The 20,203-nt window shown below is 37.2% G+C and carries 25 protein-coding genes, 1 tRNA gene and 2 pseudogenes; 17 read left to right on the top strand and 11 right to left on the bottom strand.

Annotated features, from left to right (window positions below):
- The first annotated feature begins 132 nt into the window (after positions 1-132).
- On the top strand, positions 133-1,368 hold the full coding sequence (locus H6F45_RS13875) for a DUF445 family protein (RefSeq protein ID WP_190347456.1): 1,236 nt from the start codon (positions 133-135) through the stop codon (positions 1,366-1,368).
- Positions 1,369-2,299: 931 nt separating this feature from the next.
- Here H6F45_RS13875 and H6F45_RS13870 read toward each other — a convergent pair.
- Positions 2,300-2,512 (bottom strand): hypothetical protein, encoded by a 213-nt coding sequence (locus tag H6F45_RS13870; RefSeq protein WP_096567966.1) that lies wholly within the window; start codon positions 2,510-2,512, stop codon positions 2,300-2,302.
- A gap of 233 nt (positions 2,513-2,745) precedes the next feature.
- Between H6F45_RS13870 and H6F45_RS13865 the strand changes: the two genes are divergently transcribed.
- On the top strand, positions 2,746-3,885 hold the full coding sequence (locus tag H6F45_RS13865; RefSeq protein WP_190347455.1) for an SGNH/GDSL hydrolase family protein: 1,140 nt from the start codon (positions 2,746-2,748) through the stop codon (positions 3,883-3,885).
- 70 nt (positions 3,886-3,955) lie between these two features.
- Here H6F45_RS13865 and larE read toward each other — a convergent pair whose 3' ends face one another.
- Entirely contained in the window at positions 3,956-4,789 is an 834-nt protein-coding gene (gene larE, locus H6F45_RS13860; RefSeq protein ID WP_096567962.1) for an ATP-dependent sacrificial sulfur transferase LarE, read from the bottom strand.
- A gap of 196 nt (positions 4,790-4,985) precedes the next feature.
- Between larE and H6F45_RS13855 the strand changes: the two are divergent.
- The 3 genes and pseudogenes from H6F45_RS13855 to recJ all read left to right on the top strand — a co-directional run.
- Positions 4,986-5,240, top strand: a pseudogene (locus H6F45_RS13855) (4-Cys prefix domain-containing protein); the annotation flags it as partial.
- Positions 5,241-5,316: 76 nt separating this feature from the next.
- Positions 5,317-5,439: a hypothetical protein gene (locus tag H6F45_RS27030; protein ID WP_272110438.1), complete on the top strand. Its 123-nt coding sequence runs from the start codon at positions 5,317-5,319 to the stop codon at positions 5,437-5,439.
- A gap of 447 nt (positions 5,440-5,886) precedes the next feature.
- A complete protein-coding gene (gene recJ, locus H6F45_RS13850) occupies positions 5,887-7,959 on the top strand; it encodes a single-stranded-DNA-specific exonuclease RecJ (protein ID WP_190347454.1) in 2,073 nt (690 codons plus the stop codon).
- A gap of 120 nt (positions 7,960-8,079) precedes the next feature.
- Here the strand turns inward: recJ and H6F45_RS13845 are convergent, their stop codons facing one another.
- The gene (locus H6F45_RS13845) at positions 8,080-8,199 is read right to left on the bottom strand and encodes a photosystem II reaction center protein Ycf12 (RefSeq protein ID WP_009342523.1); all 120 of its coding nucleotides are present in this window, start codon (positions 8,197-8,199) and stop codon (positions 8,080-8,082) included.
- A 57-nt stretch (positions 8,200-8,256) separates the two neighbouring features.
- On the bottom strand, positions 8,257-8,421 hold the full coding sequence (locus H6F45_RS13840) for a hypothetical protein (protein WP_190347453.1): 165 nt from the start codon (positions 8,419-8,421) through the stop codon (positions 8,257-8,259).
- A gap of 40 nt (positions 8,422-8,461) precedes the next feature.
- Here H6F45_RS13840 and H6F45_RS13835 point away from each other — a divergent pair, with 40 nt between their 5' ends.
- The 3 genes from H6F45_RS13835 to H6F45_RS13825 all read left to right on the top strand — a co-directional run bounded on the left by H6F45_RS13835 (position 8,462) and on the right by H6F45_RS13825 (position 9,598).
- On the top strand, positions 8,462-8,818 hold the full coding sequence (locus tag H6F45_RS13835) for a YkgJ family cysteine cluster protein (protein WP_096567958.1): 357 nt from the start codon (positions 8,462-8,464) through the stop codon (positions 8,816-8,818).
- Positions 8,819-8,904: 86 nt separating this feature from the next.
- Positions 8,905-9,279 (top strand): TMEM165/GDT1 family protein, encoded by a 375-nt coding sequence (locus H6F45_RS13830; RefSeq protein ID WP_096572676.1) that lies wholly within the window; start codon positions 8,905-8,907, stop codon positions 9,277-9,279.
- Positions 9,280-9,310: 31 nt separating this feature from the next.
- Positions 9,311-9,598 (top strand): TMEM165/GDT1 family protein, encoded by a 288-nt coding sequence (locus tag H6F45_RS13825; protein WP_096572675.1) that lies wholly within the window; start codon positions 9,311-9,313, stop codon positions 9,596-9,598.
- Positions 9,599-9,755: 157 nt separating this feature from the next.
- On the opposite strand, the gene H6F45_RS13820 is transcribed toward H6F45_RS13825, so the two are convergent.
- On the bottom strand, positions 9,756-11,015 hold the full coding sequence (locus tag H6F45_RS13820) for a DUF4336 domain-containing protein (RefSeq protein WP_096567956.1): 1,260 nt from the start codon (positions 11,013-11,015) through the stop codon (positions 9,756-9,758).
- A gap of 109 nt (positions 11,016-11,124) precedes the next feature.
- Between H6F45_RS13820 and H6F45_RS13815 the strand changes: the two genes are divergently transcribed.
- Positions 11,125-11,679 carry a Uma2 family endonuclease gene (locus H6F45_RS13815; protein ID WP_096567954.1) on the top strand — a complete coding sequence of 185 codons (555 nt, stop codon included), beginning with the start codon at positions 11,125-11,127 and terminating at the stop codon, positions 11,677-11,679.
- Positions 11,680-11,710: 31 nt separating this feature from the next.
- Here the strand turns inward: H6F45_RS13815 and H6F45_RS13810 are convergent, their stop codons facing one another.
- Positions 11,711-12,595, bottom strand: coding sequence for a hypothetical protein (locus tag H6F45_RS13810; protein ID WP_096567952.1), 885 nt, complete (start codon positions 12,593-12,595; stop codon positions 11,711-11,713).
- 68 nt (positions 12,596-12,663) lie between these two features.
- Between H6F45_RS13810 and H6F45_RS13805 the strand changes: the two genes are divergently transcribed.
- Both H6F45_RS13805 and H6F45_RS13800 read left to right on the top strand, forming a co-directional pair.
- Complete coding sequence (locus H6F45_RS13805) at positions 12,664-12,906, top strand: glycosyl hydrolase family 31 (protein ID WP_096567950.1); 243 nt, start codon at positions 12,664-12,666, stop codon at positions 12,904-12,906.
- Positions 12,893-13,252: a type II toxin-antitoxin system PemK/MazF family toxin gene (locus H6F45_RS13800; RefSeq protein WP_096567948.1), complete on the top strand. Its 360-nt coding sequence runs from the start codon at positions 12,893-12,895 to the stop codon at positions 13,250-13,252. The genes H6F45_RS13805 and H6F45_RS13800 overlap by 14 nt, the downstream gene beginning before the upstream one ends.
- Position 13,253: 1 nt before the next feature.
- Here H6F45_RS13800 and H6F45_RS13795 read toward each other — a convergent pair whose 3' ends face one another.
- Both H6F45_RS13795 and H6F45_RS13790 read right to left on the bottom strand, forming a co-directional pair.
- Positions 13,254-14,234, bottom strand: coding sequence for an aldo/keto reductase (locus tag H6F45_RS13795; RefSeq protein WP_096567946.1), 981 nt, complete (start codon positions 14,232-14,234; stop codon positions 13,254-13,256).
- 124 nt (positions 14,235-14,358) lie between these two features.
- A tRNA-Thr gene (locus H6F45_RS13790) sits at positions 14,359-14,430 on the bottom strand.
- A gap of 281 nt (positions 14,431-14,711) precedes the next feature.
- Here H6F45_RS13790 and argF point away from each other — a divergent pair.
- The 3 genes from argF to lexA all read left to right on the top strand — a co-directional run bounded on the left by argF (position 14,712) and on the right by lexA (position 16,601).
- Positions 14,712-15,632 carry an ornithine carbamoyltransferase gene (gene argF / locus H6F45_RS13785; RefSeq protein WP_096567943.1) on the top strand — a complete coding sequence of 307 codons (921 nt, stop codon included), beginning with the start codon at positions 14,712-14,714 and terminating at the stop codon, positions 15,630-15,632.
- 98 nt (positions 15,633-15,730) lie between these two features.
- Positions 15,731-15,880, top strand: a complete 150-nt coding sequence (locus H6F45_RS13780; protein ID WP_190347452.1) for a hypothetical protein — start codon at positions 15,731-15,733, stop codon at positions 15,878-15,880.
- A gap of 109 nt (positions 15,881-15,989) precedes the next feature.
- A complete protein-coding gene (gene lexA, locus H6F45_RS13775; protein ID WP_096567941.1) occupies positions 15,990-16,601 on the top strand; it encodes a transcriptional repressor LexA in 612 nt (203 codons plus the stop codon).
- On the opposite strand, the gene H6F45_RS13770 is transcribed toward lexA, so the two are convergent.
- Positions 16,546-16,683 carry a hypothetical protein gene (locus H6F45_RS13770; RefSeq protein WP_190347451.1) on the bottom strand — a complete coding sequence of 46 codons (138 nt, stop codon included), beginning with the start codon at positions 16,681-16,683 and terminating at the stop codon, positions 16,546-16,548. The two genes, lexA and H6F45_RS13770, sit on opposite strands and share 56 nt — an antisense overlap.
- Before the next feature lie 31 nt (positions 16,684-16,714).
- Between H6F45_RS13770 and H6F45_RS13765 the strand changes: the two genes are divergently transcribed.
- The 3 genes and pseudogenes from H6F45_RS13765 (at position 16,715) to H6F45_RS13760 (ending at position 19,354) form a co-directional block, all read left to right on the top strand.
- Positions 16,715-18,202, top strand: coding sequence for a DNA phosphorothioation system restriction enzyme (locus H6F45_RS13765; protein WP_137666935.1), 1,488 nt, complete (start codon positions 16,715-16,717; stop codon positions 18,200-18,202).
- Between the two features lie 80 nt (positions 18,203-18,282).
- Positions 18,283-18,561 (top strand): annotated as a pseudogene (locus H6F45_RS26560) (hypothetical protein); the annotation flags it as partial.
- Positions 18,503-19,354 (top strand): Rpn family recombination-promoting nuclease/putative transposase, encoded by an 852-nt coding sequence (locus H6F45_RS13760; RefSeq protein WP_190347450.1) that lies wholly within the window; start codon positions 18,503-18,505, stop codon positions 19,352-19,354. The pseudogene H6F45_RS26560 and the gene H6F45_RS13760, both read left to right, overlap by 59 nt.
- Positions 19,355-19,483: 129 nt before the next feature.
- On the opposite strand, the gene H6F45_RS13755 is transcribed toward H6F45_RS13760, so the two are convergent.
- Positions 19,484-19,888 (bottom strand): type II toxin-antitoxin system VapC family toxin, encoded by a 405-nt coding sequence (locus H6F45_RS13755; RefSeq protein ID WP_096567934.1) that lies wholly within the window; start codon positions 19,886-19,888, stop codon positions 19,484-19,486.
- Positions 19,888-20,115 carry an AbrB/MazE/SpoVT family DNA-binding domain-containing protein gene (locus H6F45_RS13750; protein ID WP_096572674.1) on the bottom strand — a complete coding sequence of 76 codons (228 nt, stop codon included), beginning with the start codon at positions 20,113-20,115 and terminating at the stop codon, positions 19,888-19,890. The genes H6F45_RS13755 and H6F45_RS13750 overlap by 1 nt, the downstream gene beginning before the upstream one ends.
- Positions 20,116-20,203 lie beyond the last annotated feature (88 nt).

The following is a 20,203-nucleotide window of genomic DNA, read 5'->3' as shown; positions in this document are numbered from 1 at the left end:
AAGTTGCTAGTTGGGAGTCAGGAAACAGTGAACAGTGAACAGTGAACAGTCAACCTCGATAACTGTCACCTGTCACCTGTCACCTGTCACCTGTCACCTGTCACCTGTCCTCTTTCCCTAATCCAAAATCCTGTGGATTGGTCACATCTTTGGCTTTATGTATCACCCCCAATTCTGGGTGGAATTATCGGCTATTTCACCAATGATATAGCCATCAAAATGCTATTTCGCCCCTATCGAGCTATTTATATTCTGGGGCGCAGAGTGCCTTTTACTCCTGGGTTGATTCCCCGCAATCAGGAGCGGTTGGCAAAAAATATTTCTAATACCATTATGGGATCGCTGTTAACGCCAGAAGAATTGCAAAAGCTGGCGAAGCGTCTCTTACAAACAGAACGGGTACAAGGTGCGATTCTCTGGTTATTGAAGTTGGCGCTGGAGCAAATTCAAGGTGATAAAAACCAGAAAAGTGCCAAAATTGTGGCGGGAATTTTACGGGATTTGCTGGGAGAGTCTTTACCCCGTCTCCTGAAGGTTTTGGCCAGACAGGAAAATTTTTTAGAAGCGCAAATCAACCAAATTTTTGACCAGGTATTACTGGAATTTCAACTCAGTGAAGAACAATCTACACGGTTAGCTGATTGGTTGTTGCAAGTTGTTTTACCATCGGATGTTTTAAGACAGGCAATAGTTGATTTTTTAACAGATAGGACTATTCAAACTATTGATGATAGCTTTCGTGAAAAAACCAGCGGTACTTATTGGGTAGTCGCTAATTTATTTGGTTTACGTAATACTCTAACCCGGTTAAGGACTTTTTGTTTAGATGAAAAAGAGGCTACAAATAAACGATTAGAAGAATTAATCCAAGATTTGCAAATGCGCGATCGCCTCAAAAAATTATTCCAAGATTTATCTTTACAAAATTTACCCGTTGGTACAGTTCGTCAACTCAGAAAAACCACTAGGGAAAGTGTACGCCATTACTTACAAAAGAGTGGTAGCAATTTGTTACAGGAATTAACTGAATCAGCGGACTGGGAAAATATTGCTGTCTTGCTGTTAAATCGTTTGCGAAATTCACCAGTGGTTAATACTTCCTTAGAAGTAGTGTCTCAAGAGTTAGCTTTAATTTTAGAAAAGTATTTAGAAAAAGATTTAGAAGCAATTGTCGCCCAGGTAATTCCCATTTTATCTATAGATCAAGTGATTGTTGACCGAGTAAAATCAACTTCACCTGCTGATTTAGAAGCAGCAATTGAAGGAATTGTCAAGAATGAATTACAGGCAATTGTGACTTTAGGCGGTATTTTAGGTTTTGTTGTCGGGTTATTTCAGGTAGGATTTTTGGTTGTCAGTCGATATTAGGGACTGGTGACTGGTGACTGGTGACTGGTGACTGGTGACTGGTGACTGGTGACTGGGTAATCAATTTGATGTTTCCCAATCAACTATCAACTCAGAAGTGTTGAATGTTAAGATTTTGAGGATATTGTCCAATTTGTGCATTGGTATCAGTGATACCAAATTTCAGCAATTAATGACTCTATTCTCAATAGACAATAGGTTTTACCTGGGTAAAACGCCAAGATTGTAAAGTTTTATTGCAGGATTCAACACTTGTGCTATCAACTATCAACTATCAACTATCAACTATCAACTATCAACTATCAACTATCAACTATCAACTATCAACTATCAACTATCACCACGAAAAACTATATCTATATCTATATCTATTGTAAAAAAATTTTGATTCGGGGATCTAGAAACCCCCGTACTCAACATAAGATGTTGGTGTATTTTATCGCTTTATAGCGAGAGTACATGAAATTGACTCAAGAAGTGCTATAAAACCGATATTCGTCCCGATGGACACAAGATATCAGGGAAATAATCAAAGGATAACCAAACCAAAGGGCAATCTAGCCGAATTTGCTATAAATTGTCAATTTGGATTTGGTAGTGCTGATTTACTTTTTGTTTGTAAACCAGCGGTAATTAAAATCAATCCAGTTGGTTATCCTCAGAGTTTCGCTGAGTTCTTTATTAAGTTGTTAACCGATGAAGGGGATCTATTTTTAGACCCCTTCGCTTTTTCCAAAAGAAGGGGTTTTGTTGATATGACTCAACAACACCACTGGGTATCTTTGGAATTGAATGAGGTTGATGGACAGGAGAATTTGCTTTTGACTTGGCTAAGAATCAATTTTTGATCAGTCGTGGTTGTTCTATTGTCCTCAAAACAGTCAATTATGCTGCACTAAAGACTTTAGAGTTTAGACTTCTCAATATAGATTCATATTTCGCCGTCTACTTGCATTTTATGCACTTTATCAGCTAACTCTTGACGACCTTGATCGTCTAGCTTATCAATTGCCATCATCCCCATGAGAATAACCTCTTTTAAGGTCAAACGTGTGGAATGTGCCTGTGTTTGCACTCTTTCTTTGATGATTGGACTTACGCCAATTGCGGTACTAGCTCTAGCCACGGAAATAAAAGGAAACATTAATGACTTCGCATAAATCTTAGCACTTTAAACGACGTTATTGTATATAGAATAAAATTTAACAATATTTTTTTAACATTTTGTAATCTGTGATTTTTTATACTTATATGTTGTAAACTACATTCTCATGGGGGATCTTGATACCGCGTAAGGAAAGTAGAATTTTCCTGAATTCAGCCAAATATGGCTGTCATAAGGAAAAGCAGTGAGTCCTTACAAGGAAAGAAAAAACGATGAAGGAACCTTATCTGTTGGCAGCAGGCTTGTTAACAGGATTGGCAGTACCAACATCGGCTCTCCCAAAGATGTCGAGTCTCCCACCTGAAAATACTGGATTTTTGGAGGATTTAAATCCAAGTTCACCATTACCAGGAGTAGATGAAAAAGTCACTTATCAAGTTGACATTTCTTTACCGGAATTCAGTAATCAAGCTATATCCAAACCAGGGAGTTCACAGTTAGCAGTACGCCAGAAAAGTAACTCCTTGCCAGAATTTAGTAGCCAAGCTGTATCAGCATCAAAGACTTCCCCGGTACGAGTTGAGAAAATTAGCCCCAGGGTGGAAATTTTGTCAGGGGAATTAGCAAACAACTTTTTAGCAGCACCGATAAAAACATCTTTAAACTTGAGTTCTCAAAAAACTAAGCGGACTCCTGTATCTGGGATTCAAATGTACTATTTAAGATTAGCTTCCCTGAAAACTGGGCAAATTTACACTCGTGTAGATGATGAAGATTTACAGTCATATTGGAAGTCAAAGAAAAAAGAGAAAGTCAGTTATCAAGATTGGAAAAGCTTATTAGCGATGGAAGCGAGAGCAATTTCCCAAGGTCAAGGTACAAATCGTTTGAGTATCTTGGTGGGTGATTCTTTGAGTATGTGGTTTCCTAAAGAAAAATTACCTGTTGGTAAATTGTGGTTGAATCAAGGGATATCTGGAGATAGTTCCGCTGGAGTTTTCAGGAGGTTAGTAGCTTTTTCCCAGACGCGGCCAGAAGTTATTTATATGATGGTTGGGATTAATGATTTGCTCAAGGGTGCTAGTGATCAGACGATTTTACTCAATCATCGGCGAATTATTCGCAGTTTGCGGCAAACTCACCCCAAAAGTCAAATTATGGTGCAGTCGATTTTGCCTATTCGCCGCCCTCAAATAGCCAATAGTCGTATTCGTCATATCAATGCCCAAATTGCCTTAATTGCTCGTCAAGAGGGGGCTAATTATTTAAATATTCACAATTGGTTTACAGATTTTGATGGTAGTTTACGTCCTGAATTGACCACAGATGGTTTACATTTGTCACCCGCAGGATATAGTGTATGGCAGTCTGCCCTGCAAAAGATAGAGTATATAGTCGCTCAACGATTGTGAGGCAGGTGACTGGTGATTGGTGACTGGTGACAGTAAGAAGAGAATAGTAAGAGTCAATCAATTGTTGATTTTATGTAGCTGGAATTTGTTGTAAAACTTGGTTTAATTTACCACTGCGATAACCTTCTAAATCTAAGGTGACGTAAATAAATCCTAGATTTTGAAATGTGCTGACAAGGGCAGGTAAATCTGTTTTTAAGACAAAATCTGCTATTTTTTCTGGTGGTAGTTCAATTCTGGCTGTGTCTCCTTCGGAACGTACCCGCAGGTTATCCCATCCTAAATTTCTAAGATAAATTTCTGCTCTACCAACTCGCTGTAATTTGGCTATGGTAATTTCTTCACCGTAGGGAAAGCGAGAACTTAAACAGGGTTGGGCGGGTTTATCCCACCAAGGTAGGCCGAGTTGTTGGGAAAGTTGACGAACTTCGGCTTTTGTGACACTTATTTCTGCTAAAGGCGATCGCGCACCTCGTTCTTTTGCGGCTTGGATTCCAGGACGATAATCATGTAAATCATCGGCGTTGACTCCATCTACCACATAAGGATATCCTAACTCTAAAGCGAGGGGCTTGAGTGTGTCGTGCAATTCACTTTTGCAAAAATAGCAGCGGTTAACTGGGTTTGATGTGTAGTTGGGATTTTCCATTTCGTGGGTATGAACGATTTTATGGGCTATCCCAATAGTTGCTGCTTGTGCTGTTGCGTCTGCTAATTCTTCTGGTAGTAGGGAAGGAGAAACTGCTGTTACAGCTAAAGCGCGATCGCCTAATACATCATAAGCAATCTTGGCAACTAATGTACTATCAACTCCCCCAGAATAGGCTATTAATGCCTGATCCATTTCCGCAAATAAGGCTTTTAACTGTTCTAGTTTTGCTTCTAGTTTTTTTGCTATTGTCATGCTGCTAAAACCCCATAACACCTGATCAATACCTATTATAGAAATAATGTCTGAATCAGGATTTACAGGATTTACAGATTTGCTGGATGGGATTTCCTAGATTTTAGGGTTTTTAACAGTATTTCCAGTCAGAGACTGGAAGGAATAAAGTGGTATATGCTTGTATAGAACTCAACGTATCTACCAAAACTCACCCATGTCTCAGATATGTTGTCTAAATCCAGATTGCCATAATCCTCCAGTTACCAACACAACCAAATTTTGTCCTAACTGTGGTGTTCCTTTAACCATCCTGAGAAACCATTATCGTCCCATTAAACCCTTGGGTGGTGGGGGTTTTGGGAAAACTTATCTAGCAGAAGATATTGACAAATTAAACGAAAAGTGCATAATTAAGCAATTTGCACCCCAAACTCAAAATACCTACGCATTAAATAAAGCCAAGGAACTGAACTTTTGGACAGGGGGCTTCTAGTAGTTTAAGTCTCAAATGTAATCCAGACAGTAAACTCGCCACAGAAATTCGTTTGAAAATTAAACGTCCTCAACCTGGACAAAAATTAGCAGATGTTTTAATTCCCAGTGGTGCATTGTCTTGTGACAAAGTTTTAATTGATGCCGTAGGTATTGGTAGTTTAAGCCAATCTTAGAGACAATTAGAGACAAATTTAATGTTGGGTGCAGCAAACGCTCAACCCAACATAATTTTATAATTTATTGTATAATTTAAACTTTCAAGTTTTAGCGAAAGTCTCCAATTTAGAACCAGAAGATGATGACAAATTGTAATAAGTAGTCGTGCCAAATAAATTGTATATTTGGGAGAAGGAACAGGTAATAGGAAATAAGGAATACAGTAAGCATTCAGCTATCAGTAATCAGTAATCAGCTTAAACCCATAATTTAGACAGGTTTAGTATCAAATTAAAAGTTTGCCCAATTCCACGCTAGATATTTACAGACTGGCATTAATCTTTTTTTAACATCTGTAATATCTATTATGTAATATCTATTGATATTATCTTAGGTGTTTTCTGCATCTTTTATTATAAAATATTCCTAATCACCAATCAACAATCACCAATTACCTATTACCGATGACTAATGACCAAAATATTAAACGTTTACCTAACCAACGTTGGCAAATTGCGCCCGCAAATATAGAATTAGCTGTAAAATTAGCTAGTTTAACGAATATTTCCCCTATTATCAGTCAGTTATTGATTAATCGGGGAATGGAAACACCAGAAGCAGCAGAAAAATTTATCAATCCTGAAAGTTTAAATTTACCTTCTCCTTTGGAAGATTTCCCCGATTTAGCGGTAAGTGTAGAATTGTTAGAAAATGCTATTAAAAATCAAGAAAAAATTGCTATCTGTGGTGACTATGATGCAGACGGGATGACTAGCACTGCTTTATTATTGCGAAGTCTCCGCGCTTTGGGTGCTGATGTTGATTATGCTATACCTAGTCGGATGCACGAAGGTTATGGAATTAATAAACGTATTGTTGAAGAATTCAAGAGTGAAGGTGTGGGTTTAATTCTCACGGTAGATAATGGTATTGCTGCTTGTGAACCTATTGCTAGAGCTAGAGAATTAGGTTTAAAAGTGATTATTACAGATCATCATGATCTTCCCAAAGAATTACCACCAGCTAATGCTATTCTCAACCCAAAGTTAATAGATGAATCTTCTCCTTATCGGGGTGTTGCTGGTGTGGGTGTAGCTTATATTTTAGCGGTGTCTTTAGCTCAACAAATGGGAGAATTAAAAGGTTTAGTTCACCCCATGTTAGCTTTATTTACATTAGGAACTATTGCTGATTTAGCTCCTTTAACTGGTGTAAATCGTCGTTGGGTAAAACGTGGTTTAAAGTTATTATCTAAGTCTACTTTACCAGGTGTTCAAGCTTTAATTCAAGTTTCTGGAGTTCAAGCTAGTGAAGGAGAAACAGAAAGTAATTCAAAATCTGATCTGAAATCCAAAATCCAAAATTCAAAATCTTTAAAACCTGATGATATTGGGTTTCGTTTGGGACCTAGAATTAATGCTATTGGCAGAATTGGCAACCCGCAAACTGTGATAGAATTGTTGACTACTGATGATATGGGAATAGCTCTAGAAAGAGCGATGCAGTGTGAACAGATTAATGCTGAACGTCAAAAAATGTGTGAGGAAATTGAACAGGAAGCAATATCATTAGTGGAAGATTTGTATGTAGAAGATTTACCTAAAAACCGGGTTTTAGTAGTTATTAAGGAAAATTGGCATCATGGTGTAATTGGTATTGTTGCTTCTCGTTTGGTTGAGCGTTATGGTGTTCCGGTTTTTATTGGTACTTTTGAAGGTGACGGTGTAATACGTGGTTCTGCAAGGGGAATACCTGAATTTCATGTGTTTAAAGCTTTAGAAGATAGTGATGATTTATTAAGTAAATATGGAGGACATAAAGCAGCAGGTGGTTTTTCTTTACCAGCAGATAATTTAGCAGATTTTAGATTACGTTTATCTGATTTTGCCAATCAATGTTTAGAAATTCAACATTTGAAACCTTTGCTAAAAATTGATGCTCAAGCAAATCTCTATCAAATCAATCAAGATTTATTCCAACAGTTAAATATTCTTCATCCTTGCGGTATTGAAAACCCTAGTCCTCTATTTTGGACTCCTAATGTTCAAGTTATTCAACAACAAATAGTTGGCAAAGGTCATATTAAATTAGTTTTGGGGCAAGTTATAGATAATCAAAGATATGAAATTCCAGCTATAGCTTGGCGGTGGGGTGATTATTTTCCCTTACCATCCAGAATTGATGTTGCTTACAAATTGGGTGAAAATAATTATAATGGTAATAATAATCTGCAATTAGAATTAGTGGGGGTGAGACTCCCGCAACAGGTGGAAAAATTATTTACTACATCAAAAATTTCTAAACCGACAAAGTTTGAATACAAACAGCGTCAATACACCTGTGGTATTTATCAAAATGGTGTAGGTGCAGAATTAAGAATTAAAAATAGTGAAGGTAAGGTATTAGTCATGCAGCCTGAGAATAAAATAGGTATGTTAGGGTTAAGTCGTGAAGATGCTAAACAGGTTGATTTATCTTTACCCCAATATGATGGTATTATTCAAGCTGCGATGCAGGCTTTGGTAGGGAATAGGTGACTGGTGACTGGTGACTGGTGACTGGTGATAGGAAAGAGCTTTTCCCAATTACCCATTACCAATTACCCATTATCCATTACCAATTACCCATTACCCATTACCCATTACCCATGACCTAAATTATAGGTCGCCGTTGCGAAACGCGAGTACAAAAATTACTGCTGGTCCTGCAAGTACAATTAATGCTACACAGGTTAATTGAAACACAACTTCCCAATTAATATTGGCTAAAGCTTCCATTTTTCCTCCAAACGGTTTTAAAAAATTCAATAACTTAAATGCAAAGCCCGCATTAGATCATATCTGGATAGGGGCAGCAAGTTTTAAGTTACTTAACAAAATTATAGGAAAGTACATAAAAATGTAAACAGGGAATTGGTGACTGGTGACTGGGGACTGGGGACTGGGGACTGGGGTATTAATCTTCCCCCACCTCCCCATTTCCCTGTTCCCTACTGTCACCTGTCACCTATCACCTGTCACCTACTCCTAGAGGTATATTATGGCTACCTGGCAATGTATAAAACAATGTGGTGCGTGCTGTCATCTTGATCCTACAGAACGCCCAGACTTAGAAGAGTATCTTTCACCAGAGGAACTGGGACTTTATCTTAGTATGGTAGGTGAGGATGGTTGGTGTGTGAATTTTGACCACGAAACGCGAGAATGTATTATTTATGCTGATCGTCCGCGTTTTTGTCGGGTCCAAGTTGATACTTTTCAGGATATGTTTGGTATTGAAGCAGAAGAACTAAATGATTTTGCGATTGATTGTTGTCATCAGCAGATTGAAAGTATTTATGGCGATCGCAGTTTGGAAATGATCCGGTTTGATCAAGCTGTGGGTTTTATACTTTAATTTTCTGTTCACAAGTTGCCATTTATGACAACATTATGAGAAAATGAAAAGAATATGAAAACCACTTAGTGAAAAGACTAACACCCGTGAAACTTGACACTCGACCTGTAACCATTACCGAACCTGAAACCCAGTCACCAGTACCAGAAAATACTGCTCAACCTGCAAACAAAAAACAGCAATCAGTATGGATGGTGTTGGGAACTACCTTCATTACCATATTTTTAGCGGAAATTGGTGATAAAACCCAATTATCAACGTTGTTAATGAGTGCGGAATCTCATGCACCTTGGTTAGTGTTTCTGGGTTCGGGAACTGCTTTAGTTACTACCAGTTTATTAGGTGTGCTGCTTGGTGGTTTTATTGCGAGTAAACTGAGTCCGAAAACTGTGGAAAAATCAGCAGGGGTAATGTTGCTGTTGATTTCTGTAATGTTGTTTTGGGATGTGTTTGTTGGTTAATTTTCAGTTGTTGGTTGTTATAGAGAAAATTATGGATTGGAATCTTTTAGGACTAAGCTTTATTACAGTGTTTCTCTCTGAGTTGGGAGATAAAAGTCAGTTAGCGGCGATCGCTCTTTCTGGTCAAGGTCAATCACGCAAAGCTATATTTTTTGGTACAGCAGGTGCTTTAGTATTAACCAGTTTACTAGGAGCATTAGCTGGGGGTGCAGTTGCAGAGTTATTTCCTACAAGAATTTTAAAGGCGATCGCTGCTGTGGGGTTTGCGATCCTCGCTATTCGTCTGCTTTTACCTAGTAGTGAAACCGAATCTGATTAAATTAGACCTCTCCAAAATAGAATGTATTAATTTGTCATAAGTTGTAGGGGCGAAGCTTATGGGCGATAATTTAACGGAAAAATCAGACATCTAGATATCCCATAAGCTTCGACCTGCCCCCATAAATAAGTTCCATAATTTCTTTTCTGGGGACATCCTACACCTTCTCCCTCGCAGGTGGCACAATTTTAAACCTATTCAAACCCTGATCAATATCTCGCAAAACCTGAAAATCATCCTCCGGTAAAGGATAACTATTACTATTCACTAAACCCCCACTGGGATATTTTTCCAAAAAAGAAAACGCTTTTCTAAATTGTTGTGGTTCCGCTTTAATAGGTGCATCAAAATGACAGGGAATTATCCATTGAAAATCCCATTGTGCCACTTTATCAGCCCAATTTATTGTTTCCTGGGGTTCGCGATTTAATATTAAACTCTGTAAAACCGGTGCCACAAATATCCGCCCATCTCCTCTTAATGCTTCATAAGACCTTTCCCAGTCTTTTCGCCATTGGAAGGGGAAAAAGCCAAAATATGTTTTTAAGCTGCGTTCTGGTGCTTTCCAGGCATCTCTAAATACATCTTTCCACTTGGGTACATCCACTACGCTGGGACGGAAGTAAAAGGCAAATAATGTAATACGTTGCCACCCTTTGCGGCGGTTTTCTGCTGTATCGGCTATGATATTGTATGCTTGATCTTTGGCGTGGTACAGCAACGGATAGGGATCAAGTTGAACTATTGCTGGTGGTTCTGCGGGTACGGAAACTATGGTATCTGTGAGCAAGAGATTGTGCGATCGCCTGTGGAAAAATGCCACTTCTGCAAACTTCCCAGGACCCAAATCAATGGGTCCCAATATCTCATAATCAAACTCATCAGCAAACGGTACTTGACTACTATCTGCGGGTAATATCTGCGTCCGGTTTGATGGTAAACCCAACCAACTTAAAGGTAAATTTACGGGAAAACTCCATTGTTCTGGTGCTACAAATATCTGTGCTGTAGGAAAATATCGCGCAAAGGGTCCGACAAATACTTTATGTTCTATTCCTGAGATGGTGGGCAAAATTATATACTTTACTTCCCCGTGTTCTGCTACCAACTCATTTACTAACCGGATACATTCTTTTGTGGGTGCGACAGGTGCATAAACCAATAAACCGCCTTTTTCTAACTTTACCACCGTCATGCGGATGGGTACAACTACATAGAAAACCCCTTGCATCTGATCAAAGATCCAGATAGTATCCTTAACTACTTCTTTGCGAATAGTGCGACGTTTTCCGTAGGGATAAAGGGGGACAACTGGCCAGAACTTCCATGTATAATCCTGGGGGTTGACATTTTCTACATTGATTGTACCTTCACCTTGAATCACTGTGCGATCGCTCCCAATAACCAATATTTTCATCTTTCCCGATTTTGGAGTTTAGCAAATTTTGGAGCTAATAATTTAATCTGGGAATTTAATTTTGTCATCAATGAAGTTACAATGGGAATAAAGCAGATGGAGAACTGCTATGAATGTAACTACTGTAAAATGGACTATTAAAGATTATCATCAAATAATTGCCACTGGTATTTTAGCAGATCGTAATGTTGAGTTAATTAATGGGGAAATAGTAGAAATGGCTCCTGAAGGAGAATATCATGCTTATTCTAGTGATGAAGCAGGAGAATATTTAATTTATTTACTTGGACAAAAAGCAAAAGTTCGTCAAGCTAAACCAATTACTATCCCAGAAACTAATTCCGAACCAGAACCAGATATTGCTATTGTTCAACGTTTAGGAAAAGATTACCGCGAACATCATCCTTATCCAGAAAATATATTTTGGGTAATTGAATATTCAGATTCTAGTTTAAGTAAAGATTTGGAAGTTAAAACTAAAGTTTATGCTTCCGCAGGTATTCCCGAATATTGGATAATTAATTTGCGGAATATGGAATTGATTGTTTTTAGAGTTCCTACTGATGCAGGTTATCAAAGTCGAGAAATTTTTAAAAATGGTGAAATTCGATCTTTAGCTTTTCCTGATGTGAGTATTTTGGTTGAGAGATTATTGGGAATGTAACAGCGATTTTAACTTATACTAAATGATAACTTCATATTCGAGCTTGATTTAATACTTCACTAAACTCATCAACCAAATCTAAAAATTCTGCCCATTCTACTAAATAACCATAATCCAAATTTTCTGCTTGTAACTTCACTATCCCCAAAACATCACGCCATTGTTTTTCTGATTTACTTCCCTTACCCCAGCGCAACTTTTGTGTTGTGTGTAAAATATTATCTTCTGCTGAAGCTATCCAAAAACTAGGTATTCCCTCTACATCTACTAACACTCTCCGATTCATTTGTGATATAGCAAAATGTGAATTATCTGTGATATAAATATCAGCATTGGCGATAGTTTCTGGATGAGTAATATTCAATATATTACCATATCCACGTTGCAAATCTTCTACCGCACCTGCTGAACAATAATATCCAGATGCTTCTAAAGTTTCTACTAATAAATCTATTTGATTTTGATTAATTTCTATAACCAAATCTAAATCACGAGTAGAACGTGGTTCTCCGTGGATAGAACTCGCAACACCACCACTTACATAGTAAGAAATATTAATTGATGCAAATATTTGATGTAGTTCCCCTGCTAAAGAAATGGAATCTTGAATCCACATATTTTCATTAATACCTTTTGGTTGAAATTCAGGAGTATATTTTTCTCCTAATACAGCGCAAGTAAATTTATCACGAATTTCTTGGATAGTAAAATTTCGATGTCGTGATTTAATTCCTACAAGACATAGTTTTTTTACGCCTTTTTCATGGGAAATAAACATTTCTAGGCGTTGTTTTAATGTCAGGTTTCTTAATCTATTAAATAAGTAAACATCAGCTTCTATGTTTGTATCTTGACTTTGGGGTTGATAATTAGATTTGGGAACTTTTGGTAAATATAATCTTGATTTTTCTAGCATGGTTTAGAAATTGGTGATATAATAATATTACAAGAAAACTTGTAAATTGCAAACTAGGATATAAAATAATGACATCTGGACATTTAGCAGTTGTTAAAGACGGGAAAATAGAATTACTCTCTCCTGTATCTATACCCGAAGGAACAAAAGTATTTATTATTCCTATTCTACCAGAAGATAAGAATACAGAAGAAACAGAAAACTGGGAAAAATTTTCTTTAAATAACTTGAATCAATGTTATGCAGAAAATGAACCAGAATATACCTTAGAATCAATCAAAGAATATAACCCAGATTATGAAAGAAGGTAATATTATATTAACTCCTATTCCTCAAGCAAATGGAGAAATAAAAAACCGTCCGGCTTTAATTTTGCGAGAAATGCCAAAGTATCAAGATTTTTTGGTATGTGGAATTAGCACCCAATTAAAACAATATATTCCTGATTTTGATGAAATAGTTTCATCTGATGATGATGATTTTCAATCTAGTGGTTTAGTTAGTTCATCTGTAATTAGATTGAGTTTCTTAACAGTTATTACTCGTAACAATATAATTGGATCAATTGGCTTAATTTCCACAGAACGACACCAACGATTATTACATAATCTGAGTCAATATTTAATTAAATCCAAAGATGAATCTAGAAAAAATTAGATCACTTTGTCTGAAAAATATTCTGCACCATCTTCTTTTCAGACTTAGCAGCAGCACTATCCAACTCTGCAACTTCCCCATCACTCAACAACCAACCCAAAGTACCTATATTTTGCTGTGCTTGTTCCAAATTCTTCGCACCAGGAATAGGAATTGCACCTTTACAAATACACCAGTTAATTGCAACTTGAGACATGGTTCTATTTCTCTGATTTGCTATTTCTCTTAAAGTTCCTAAAACTCCTTGAATCCCTGGTAAGATTTGTTTAAATAAAAATCCTCTTACACCTTTAGGAAATTTACCATTTTCCGAAAACTTCCCTGTTAATAAACCCAACGCTAAAGGACTATAAGCAATGAGTTTAATTCCCAAATCATCACATACATCTTTTAACCCTAATTCTGTCACTGGATAGGTTGATAATAAAGAATATTGCACCTGTAAAGTTTTAATCGGTATTCCCCTTTCCTGGAATCTTTTATGTACCCATAATAATCTTTTTGTACCGTAATTTGATAGTCCTACACCTTTAACTAAACCCTCTTCATATAAATCAGCTAAACCATCTAATAAACCTACTTCTTGCCAAGGTGCATAATTTGCTGTAGACCAGTGCATCTGCACTAAATCAACGTTTTTTCCTAATCTTTTAGCAGAAGCATGACAAGCAGAAATAATTGATTTTCTTGTCCATCTCCAAGGATAAGCTGCTAATTTTGTCGCAATACAAATATGATCTTGATTTAAACCTTGATATTTTTTGCTAAACTTACCTAAAAGTGACTCACTACGTCCATTTAATCTTCCTGTACCATAGGAGTCTCCTGTATCAAACAGGGTGACACCATTACTCACACAAAGATTAAATACCTGTTGTAATTGGTCATCCATGCTTTCATTATATCCCCACAGGAGTTGATTACCCCAAGCCCATGTTCCACATCCCATACTGGGAAAAGATAGTGATTGATTTGTTTGCATATTGCTTTCCTATAAAAAGTATGATGTTAGCATTTGATGATACCTAAATTGGATTTAGGCAGGTTAAACAATAAAATACTAAATTCGTTTCTATAGTTTTTGTATGTGTTTAGTTAAATAAAAAAGCCAGCAGTCAGGATTGAACTGACGACCTTCCGATTACAAGTCGGATGCACTACCGCTGTGCTATGCTGGCGTGTTGGAGCTTTTGAATTGCCCACCGACTTATAATAATAGCATAAATAAATTATTTGTCTAGTAGTTTTCCGAAAAAATTTTTTTCCCTGGTTTTTTACCTGGGTTAACTGTCAAGTCTATCCAAAATCCAAAATCCCATAACTGCTGATGTATCACCAAGCTAACTACAATCCAGTAGATTCAGGTAACAATAATTTGGTAGAGTTTTAAGACTGTATTCCTGTTGACGCGGCTGAGTGAAGACACAGAAAACATCACCATAATATACAAATCATCAGCATGGCAGCATTGATCGGACGAGATTTATTAGGTTTGGCGGATCTGAGTTCCCCAGAACTGCAAGAACTTCTAGAAATGGCAGCTTTACTCAAGTCACAAAAGCTAACGTTACATTGTAACAAGGTTTTGGGTTTGTTATTCTCCAAGGCTTCCACCCGCACCAGGGTTAGTTTTACTGTGGCAATGTATCAACTGGGTGGCCAGGTTATTGACCTGAACCCTAATGTTACCCAAGTGAGTCGGGGTGAACCTGTACAGGATACCGCTAGGGTATTGGATCGTTATTTGGATATCCTCGCTATTAGAACTTTTGCCCAGCAGGAGTTGGAAATTTTTGCTAATTATGCCAAAATTCCGGTAATTAATGCTCTGACAGATTTAGAGCATCCTTGTCAGATTTTAGCTGATTTATTAACTATTCAAGAATGTTTTGGCTCTCTGGCAGGTTTAACTCTGACCTATGTGGGGGATGGTAATAATGTGGCTAATTCTCTCATGTTGGGTTGTGCTTTGATGGGAATGAATGTGAGAGTAGCTTTTCCTTCAGGATATGCCCCAGATGCGGAAATTGTAGAAAAAGCTAGGGCGATCGCTGATCATAAAACTGAAGTTATTCTCACCCATGATGCAGCCGCAGCAGCTAAAGGCGCACAGGTTCTTTATACTGATGTTTGGGCAAGTATGGGACAAGAATCGGAAGCTGATAACCGTCTTCCTATCTTCCAACCTTATCAAATTTCTCAACAATTATTAAGTTTTGCCGATCCCGCAGCAATTGTTTTACACTGTCTACCAGCCCATCGTGGTGAAGAAATTACCGATGAAGTTATCGAAGGTTCTCAATCAAAAGTTTGGGATCAGGCAGAAAATAGATTACACGCCCAAAAAGCTTTACTTGCTAGTATTTTAGGGGCAAAGTGAAAGAATGGTGATTGGTGATAGTTGATAGTTGATAGTTGATAGTTGACAGTTGACAGTTGATAGTTGACAGTTGACAGTTGACAGTTGACAGTTGACAGTTGACAGTTAAGAGTTTTTTACCAATTACCAATTACCAATCACCAATCACCAATCACCAATCACCAATCACCAATCACCAATTTAAGGAAAAAATTGATAAATATAACTCTATTTCACTAAAATTACTGGTTAATAGTCGCAAGTGCTGAAGAAAGATATTGATTTATTCTTGAGAAATATTTAAATCAATCTTGTTAAGGGAAGATTTTTGTAGTACAAATGCTCTAGGGACATTTGTAATTACTTCCCGATAAAACAATGGAAAAACTAACAGCAGTCCAACAAGAATTGTATGAATGGTTGGTAGAATATATCCGTATTAATCAGTATTCGCCATCTATTCGCCAGATGATGCAAGCGATGAATCTCAAGTCACCTGCACCTATTCAAAGTCGTTTGGAACATTTACGCAATAAGGGATACATTGACTGGAATGAAGGGAAAGCGCGAACAATTAGAATTTTGCGGCCGACTAAGCAAGGTGTACCCATTTTAGGAACTATAGCTGCTGGTGGTTTAATTGAACCTTTTACCGATGCGGTGGAACATGAATATTTAGACTTGGCTAATTTATCTCTACCTCCCCGCAGCTATGCTTTGCGGGTAACGGGTGATAGCATGATTGAAGATTTAATTGCTGATGGTGATGTGGTGTTTTTGCGTCCCGTACTCGAACCCAATCAGTTAAAAAATGGTACGATTGTTGCCGCTAGGGTGGAAGGATACGGTACAACTTTAAAACGTTTTTATCTGGAAGAAGATACTGTCACTCTCAAACCTGCAAACCCAAAATATCAACCTATCGAAGTACCCGCTATGCAAGTACAGGTACAGGGTTCTTTGGTGGGTGTGTGGAGAAATTATAATTAGGGACTGGTGACTGGTGACTGGTGACTGGTGACTGGTGACTGGTGACTGGGAAAAATATTAATTCTTCTTCCTGAACTCCCAAACTACTGAACTACTGAACTACTGAACTCCTTATGTACCTCACGCGATCGCCAATACAGAAACAAAAACCTCCTGCTTTCTCTCTCAAGTTGCCTTTTGTCAGGGAAAATCAGGGTAGTTATCATGTTCAGTCATCTTTACCAGGATGTCCAAAAATGCCTGTATCTTTGCAAATGCGGGGATATCAGCGTCAAGCTATTACTAGCTGGTTTGCTAATAATGGCAGAGGGACTTTAAAAATGGCTACTGGTAGTGGGAAAACGATTACTGCTTTGGCGATCGCCTGTGAATTATACCAACAAATAGGTTTACAAGTCTTGTTGGTGGTGTGTCCTTACCGTCATTTGGTTAGTCAATGGGGTAGAGAATGTGAGAAATTTAACTTACAACCGATTTTGGCTTTCGAGAATTTACGCACTTGGCAAAGTCAACTTTCAACGCAATTATATAATCTGCGTTCCGGTTCGCAAAATTTCGTCACTGTCATCACCACTAACTCGACTTTAATTAGTGAGGGGTTGCAATCTCAACTTAAATATTTTACACCTAAAACTTTAATTATTGGTGATGAAGCGCATAATTTAGGCGCACCCAGGTTAGAAGAAAGTTTACCTCGGAATATCGGTTTACGTCTCGCTTTGTCTGCTACCCCAGAAAGATATTTTGATGATGGAGGTACGGAGTCTTTATTTGATTATTTTGGTTCTGTTTTACAACCGGAGTTTAGTTTGCAGAATGCCATAAATCAAGGTGCTTTAGTTCATTATCTATATTATCCTCTTCTAGTGGAATTAACGGAAGTTGAAAGTATTAATTATTTGAAGTTGACTAAAAGAATAGGGCGATCGCTACAATATAGAGAACGAGAAGAAGGGGGTATCGACGATTTTGAAAATATTGAAGATATTAAATCCTTATTAATAAAACGTTCTAGGTTAGTAGGTGCAGCAGAAAATAAATTAGTAACTTTGAAAGAATTAATGTTAAATCGTCTGGATACCAGCCATACTTTATTTTATTGTAGCGATGGTTCACAGGAAAGCGGACACCGTTCATCTTTGCGTCAGTTGAAGGAAGTAGCGAGAATTTTAGGAGGAGAGTTAGGTTACAAAGTCAGCACCTACACCGCACATACTTCTTTACAAGAACGGGAAATTTTAAGAGAACAATTTGAAAGCGGAGAATTACAAGGTTTAGTTGCTATTCGTTGTTTAGATGAAGGTGTGGATATTCCCGCTATTCAAACTGCGGTGATTTTATCAAGTTCTGGGAATCCCCGTCAATTTATCCAGCGTCGTGGTAGGGTTTTACGTCCCCATCCTGGTAAGGATAGAGCGACGATTTTTGATATGATTGTTTTACCTCCTGATTTGGATCGAGAAGCGATAGAGGTGGAACGCAATTTGTTAAGAAAAGAGTTAAGAAGGTTTGTGGAATTTGCGGATTTAGCGGATAATGCAGGAGAAGCAAGGATGAAATTATTAGATTTGCAAAAGCGTTACGGATTATTGGATATTTAGGTGAATTGAGTTAATCCCAAATAAAGCCAAAAACCTGATAAATAAAGAGTTTCAGGGTAAGAAAAAAGGAACAAGGTGCATTTAGTCTGGGTAGAGTCATGACTAAATTGCCTCATACTTCTTTAACTTCTATTGCTATTTCCTTTTTGGTTATGAATCTTTCTACCCTGTTATCATGGCTTTTTTGGGGATTTTTTTGTCAATTTTTCAGAATTACGTCTTTTTTCCGTTGTCGGAAACGCTATAGAATTTATGATATTTTAATGATATTGATGTTTAGGCGAAAACTATTTGCCATTAATGAAAACAGACTCAATTTTTTATCAAATATTTCAAACTTTACCCACTGTTCTATTTGAATTATTAGGAGAATCTCCAGCAAAGGCCAGTGGTTATAAGTTTGATTCAGTGGAGATTAAGGAGTTAGCATTTCGTTTTGATGGTTTATTTCTCCCACCTGTTGATGAAGATAAACTGATTTATTTTGTAGAGGTGCAATTTCAGCAACGTGATAATTTTTACTGGGACTTGTTTGGGGAGATATTTCTGTATTTGAAGTTGTATCGTCCTCAACAAAATTGGTGTGCAGTGGCGATATTTCCCAATCGTAGCACTGATACAGCAGAACCGATTCAGTATCAAGAGTTATTTCATCGGGGTAGAATATCACGGATATACTTAGATGAGTTAGGGGAAAAAACTGGTGATTCTGTGGGTTTAGGAATGCTAGAATTGATAGTAGCACAACAAGAACAAATCAGGGATAAAGTAGTTCAACTGAAAGAACAAGTACGGGTATCTTTAGTAGAACCAATGATCCAGGAAAAGGTTTTAGAATTGGTAGATAAGATACTGGTGTACAAGTTTCCCTATTTAAGTAGTCAGGAGTTAGAAGCTATGTTTGGACTAGATGAATTGAAGCAAACACGGTATTTTCAAGATGTGAAGGAAGAGGGTAAAGCGGAAGGTAAGTTAGAAGGTAAGTTAGAAGGTAAGTTAGAAGGTAAGTTAGAGATGATACCTTTGTTGTTACGTTTGGGTTTAAGTGTGGAGGCGATCGCTTCTGAGTTGAATTTAGATATAGAGTTAATTAGATCAAGGATATCGGATAATAAGCAATCAATGGATGTTAAAGAAGTAAAAGATTCATGAGATATTTGATTTTTAGTTTAGGGTATTTAACATAAAATTATATGTGGATAAATACCCGATCTTTTCAAGAAGTCGTGTATCTGGATGTCAAGTTGTTTTATTCAGAAATTGCTTGAGTTGCTATTCAGATCATGGAGCTATAATTTCTAAAGTTGGGAAATATGTACGGTAACGATTGACATCTCTAGTTAAAAGTATCATATTTGCAATTGCAGCATGAGCGCCTATATAAAAGTCGGGTAAAGGTGATCTTTTAGTTCCTCCTTGTTGACGATATTTGGCAAAGCATTTTCCAGCTAAAAATGCTGCTTCCCAAGGTAATTCTAAACGATGAAAAACATTGAGAGGTAATACAGCTTCTAATTCTTCAATTTTTTGAAAACCAATGGAAATTTCTGCATAAATAATGGGGTTAATATTTAGTTGAGTTTGTTCAGCATATTCAGTTAATTTATTAGATGACCACTCAAAACAATTTGGATCTTCTGTGACAATATCGAGAATTATGTTGCTATCAACCAGTATTTCTTTCATTAATCTTGTCTCGTTAGTGCCATAATTTCATCGGTGGTCATTTGGACTGTAGCTTTACCTCGCATTATTTCTATCAGATTTTTACCGGGAGTGGGTTTAATTTTGGATTTTTTTATGTAAACTGCATCTCCGATGATTTCAAATTCTACTTCTGTGTTGGGTGTTAATCCCAATCTTTCTCGTATTTCTACGGGAATAGTTACTTGTCCTTTGGATGTGATTTTCATATTTTTATTGTCAGGTAAGAATTTTCTTACTTTTAGTATTACATATTTCCGAATCATCGGCAATAAATTATGCTTTGAGTATTTTCTG

Source organism: Sphaerospermopsis sp. FACHB-1194, from assembly GCF_014696235.1.
In the GTDB taxonomy this organism is placed as follows: domain Bacteria; phylum Cyanobacteriota; class Cyanobacteriia; order Cyanobacteriales; family Nostocaceae; genus Sphaerospermopsis; species Sphaerospermopsis kisseleviana.
This window is presented reverse-complemented; position numbering and strand designations above follow the sequence as displayed.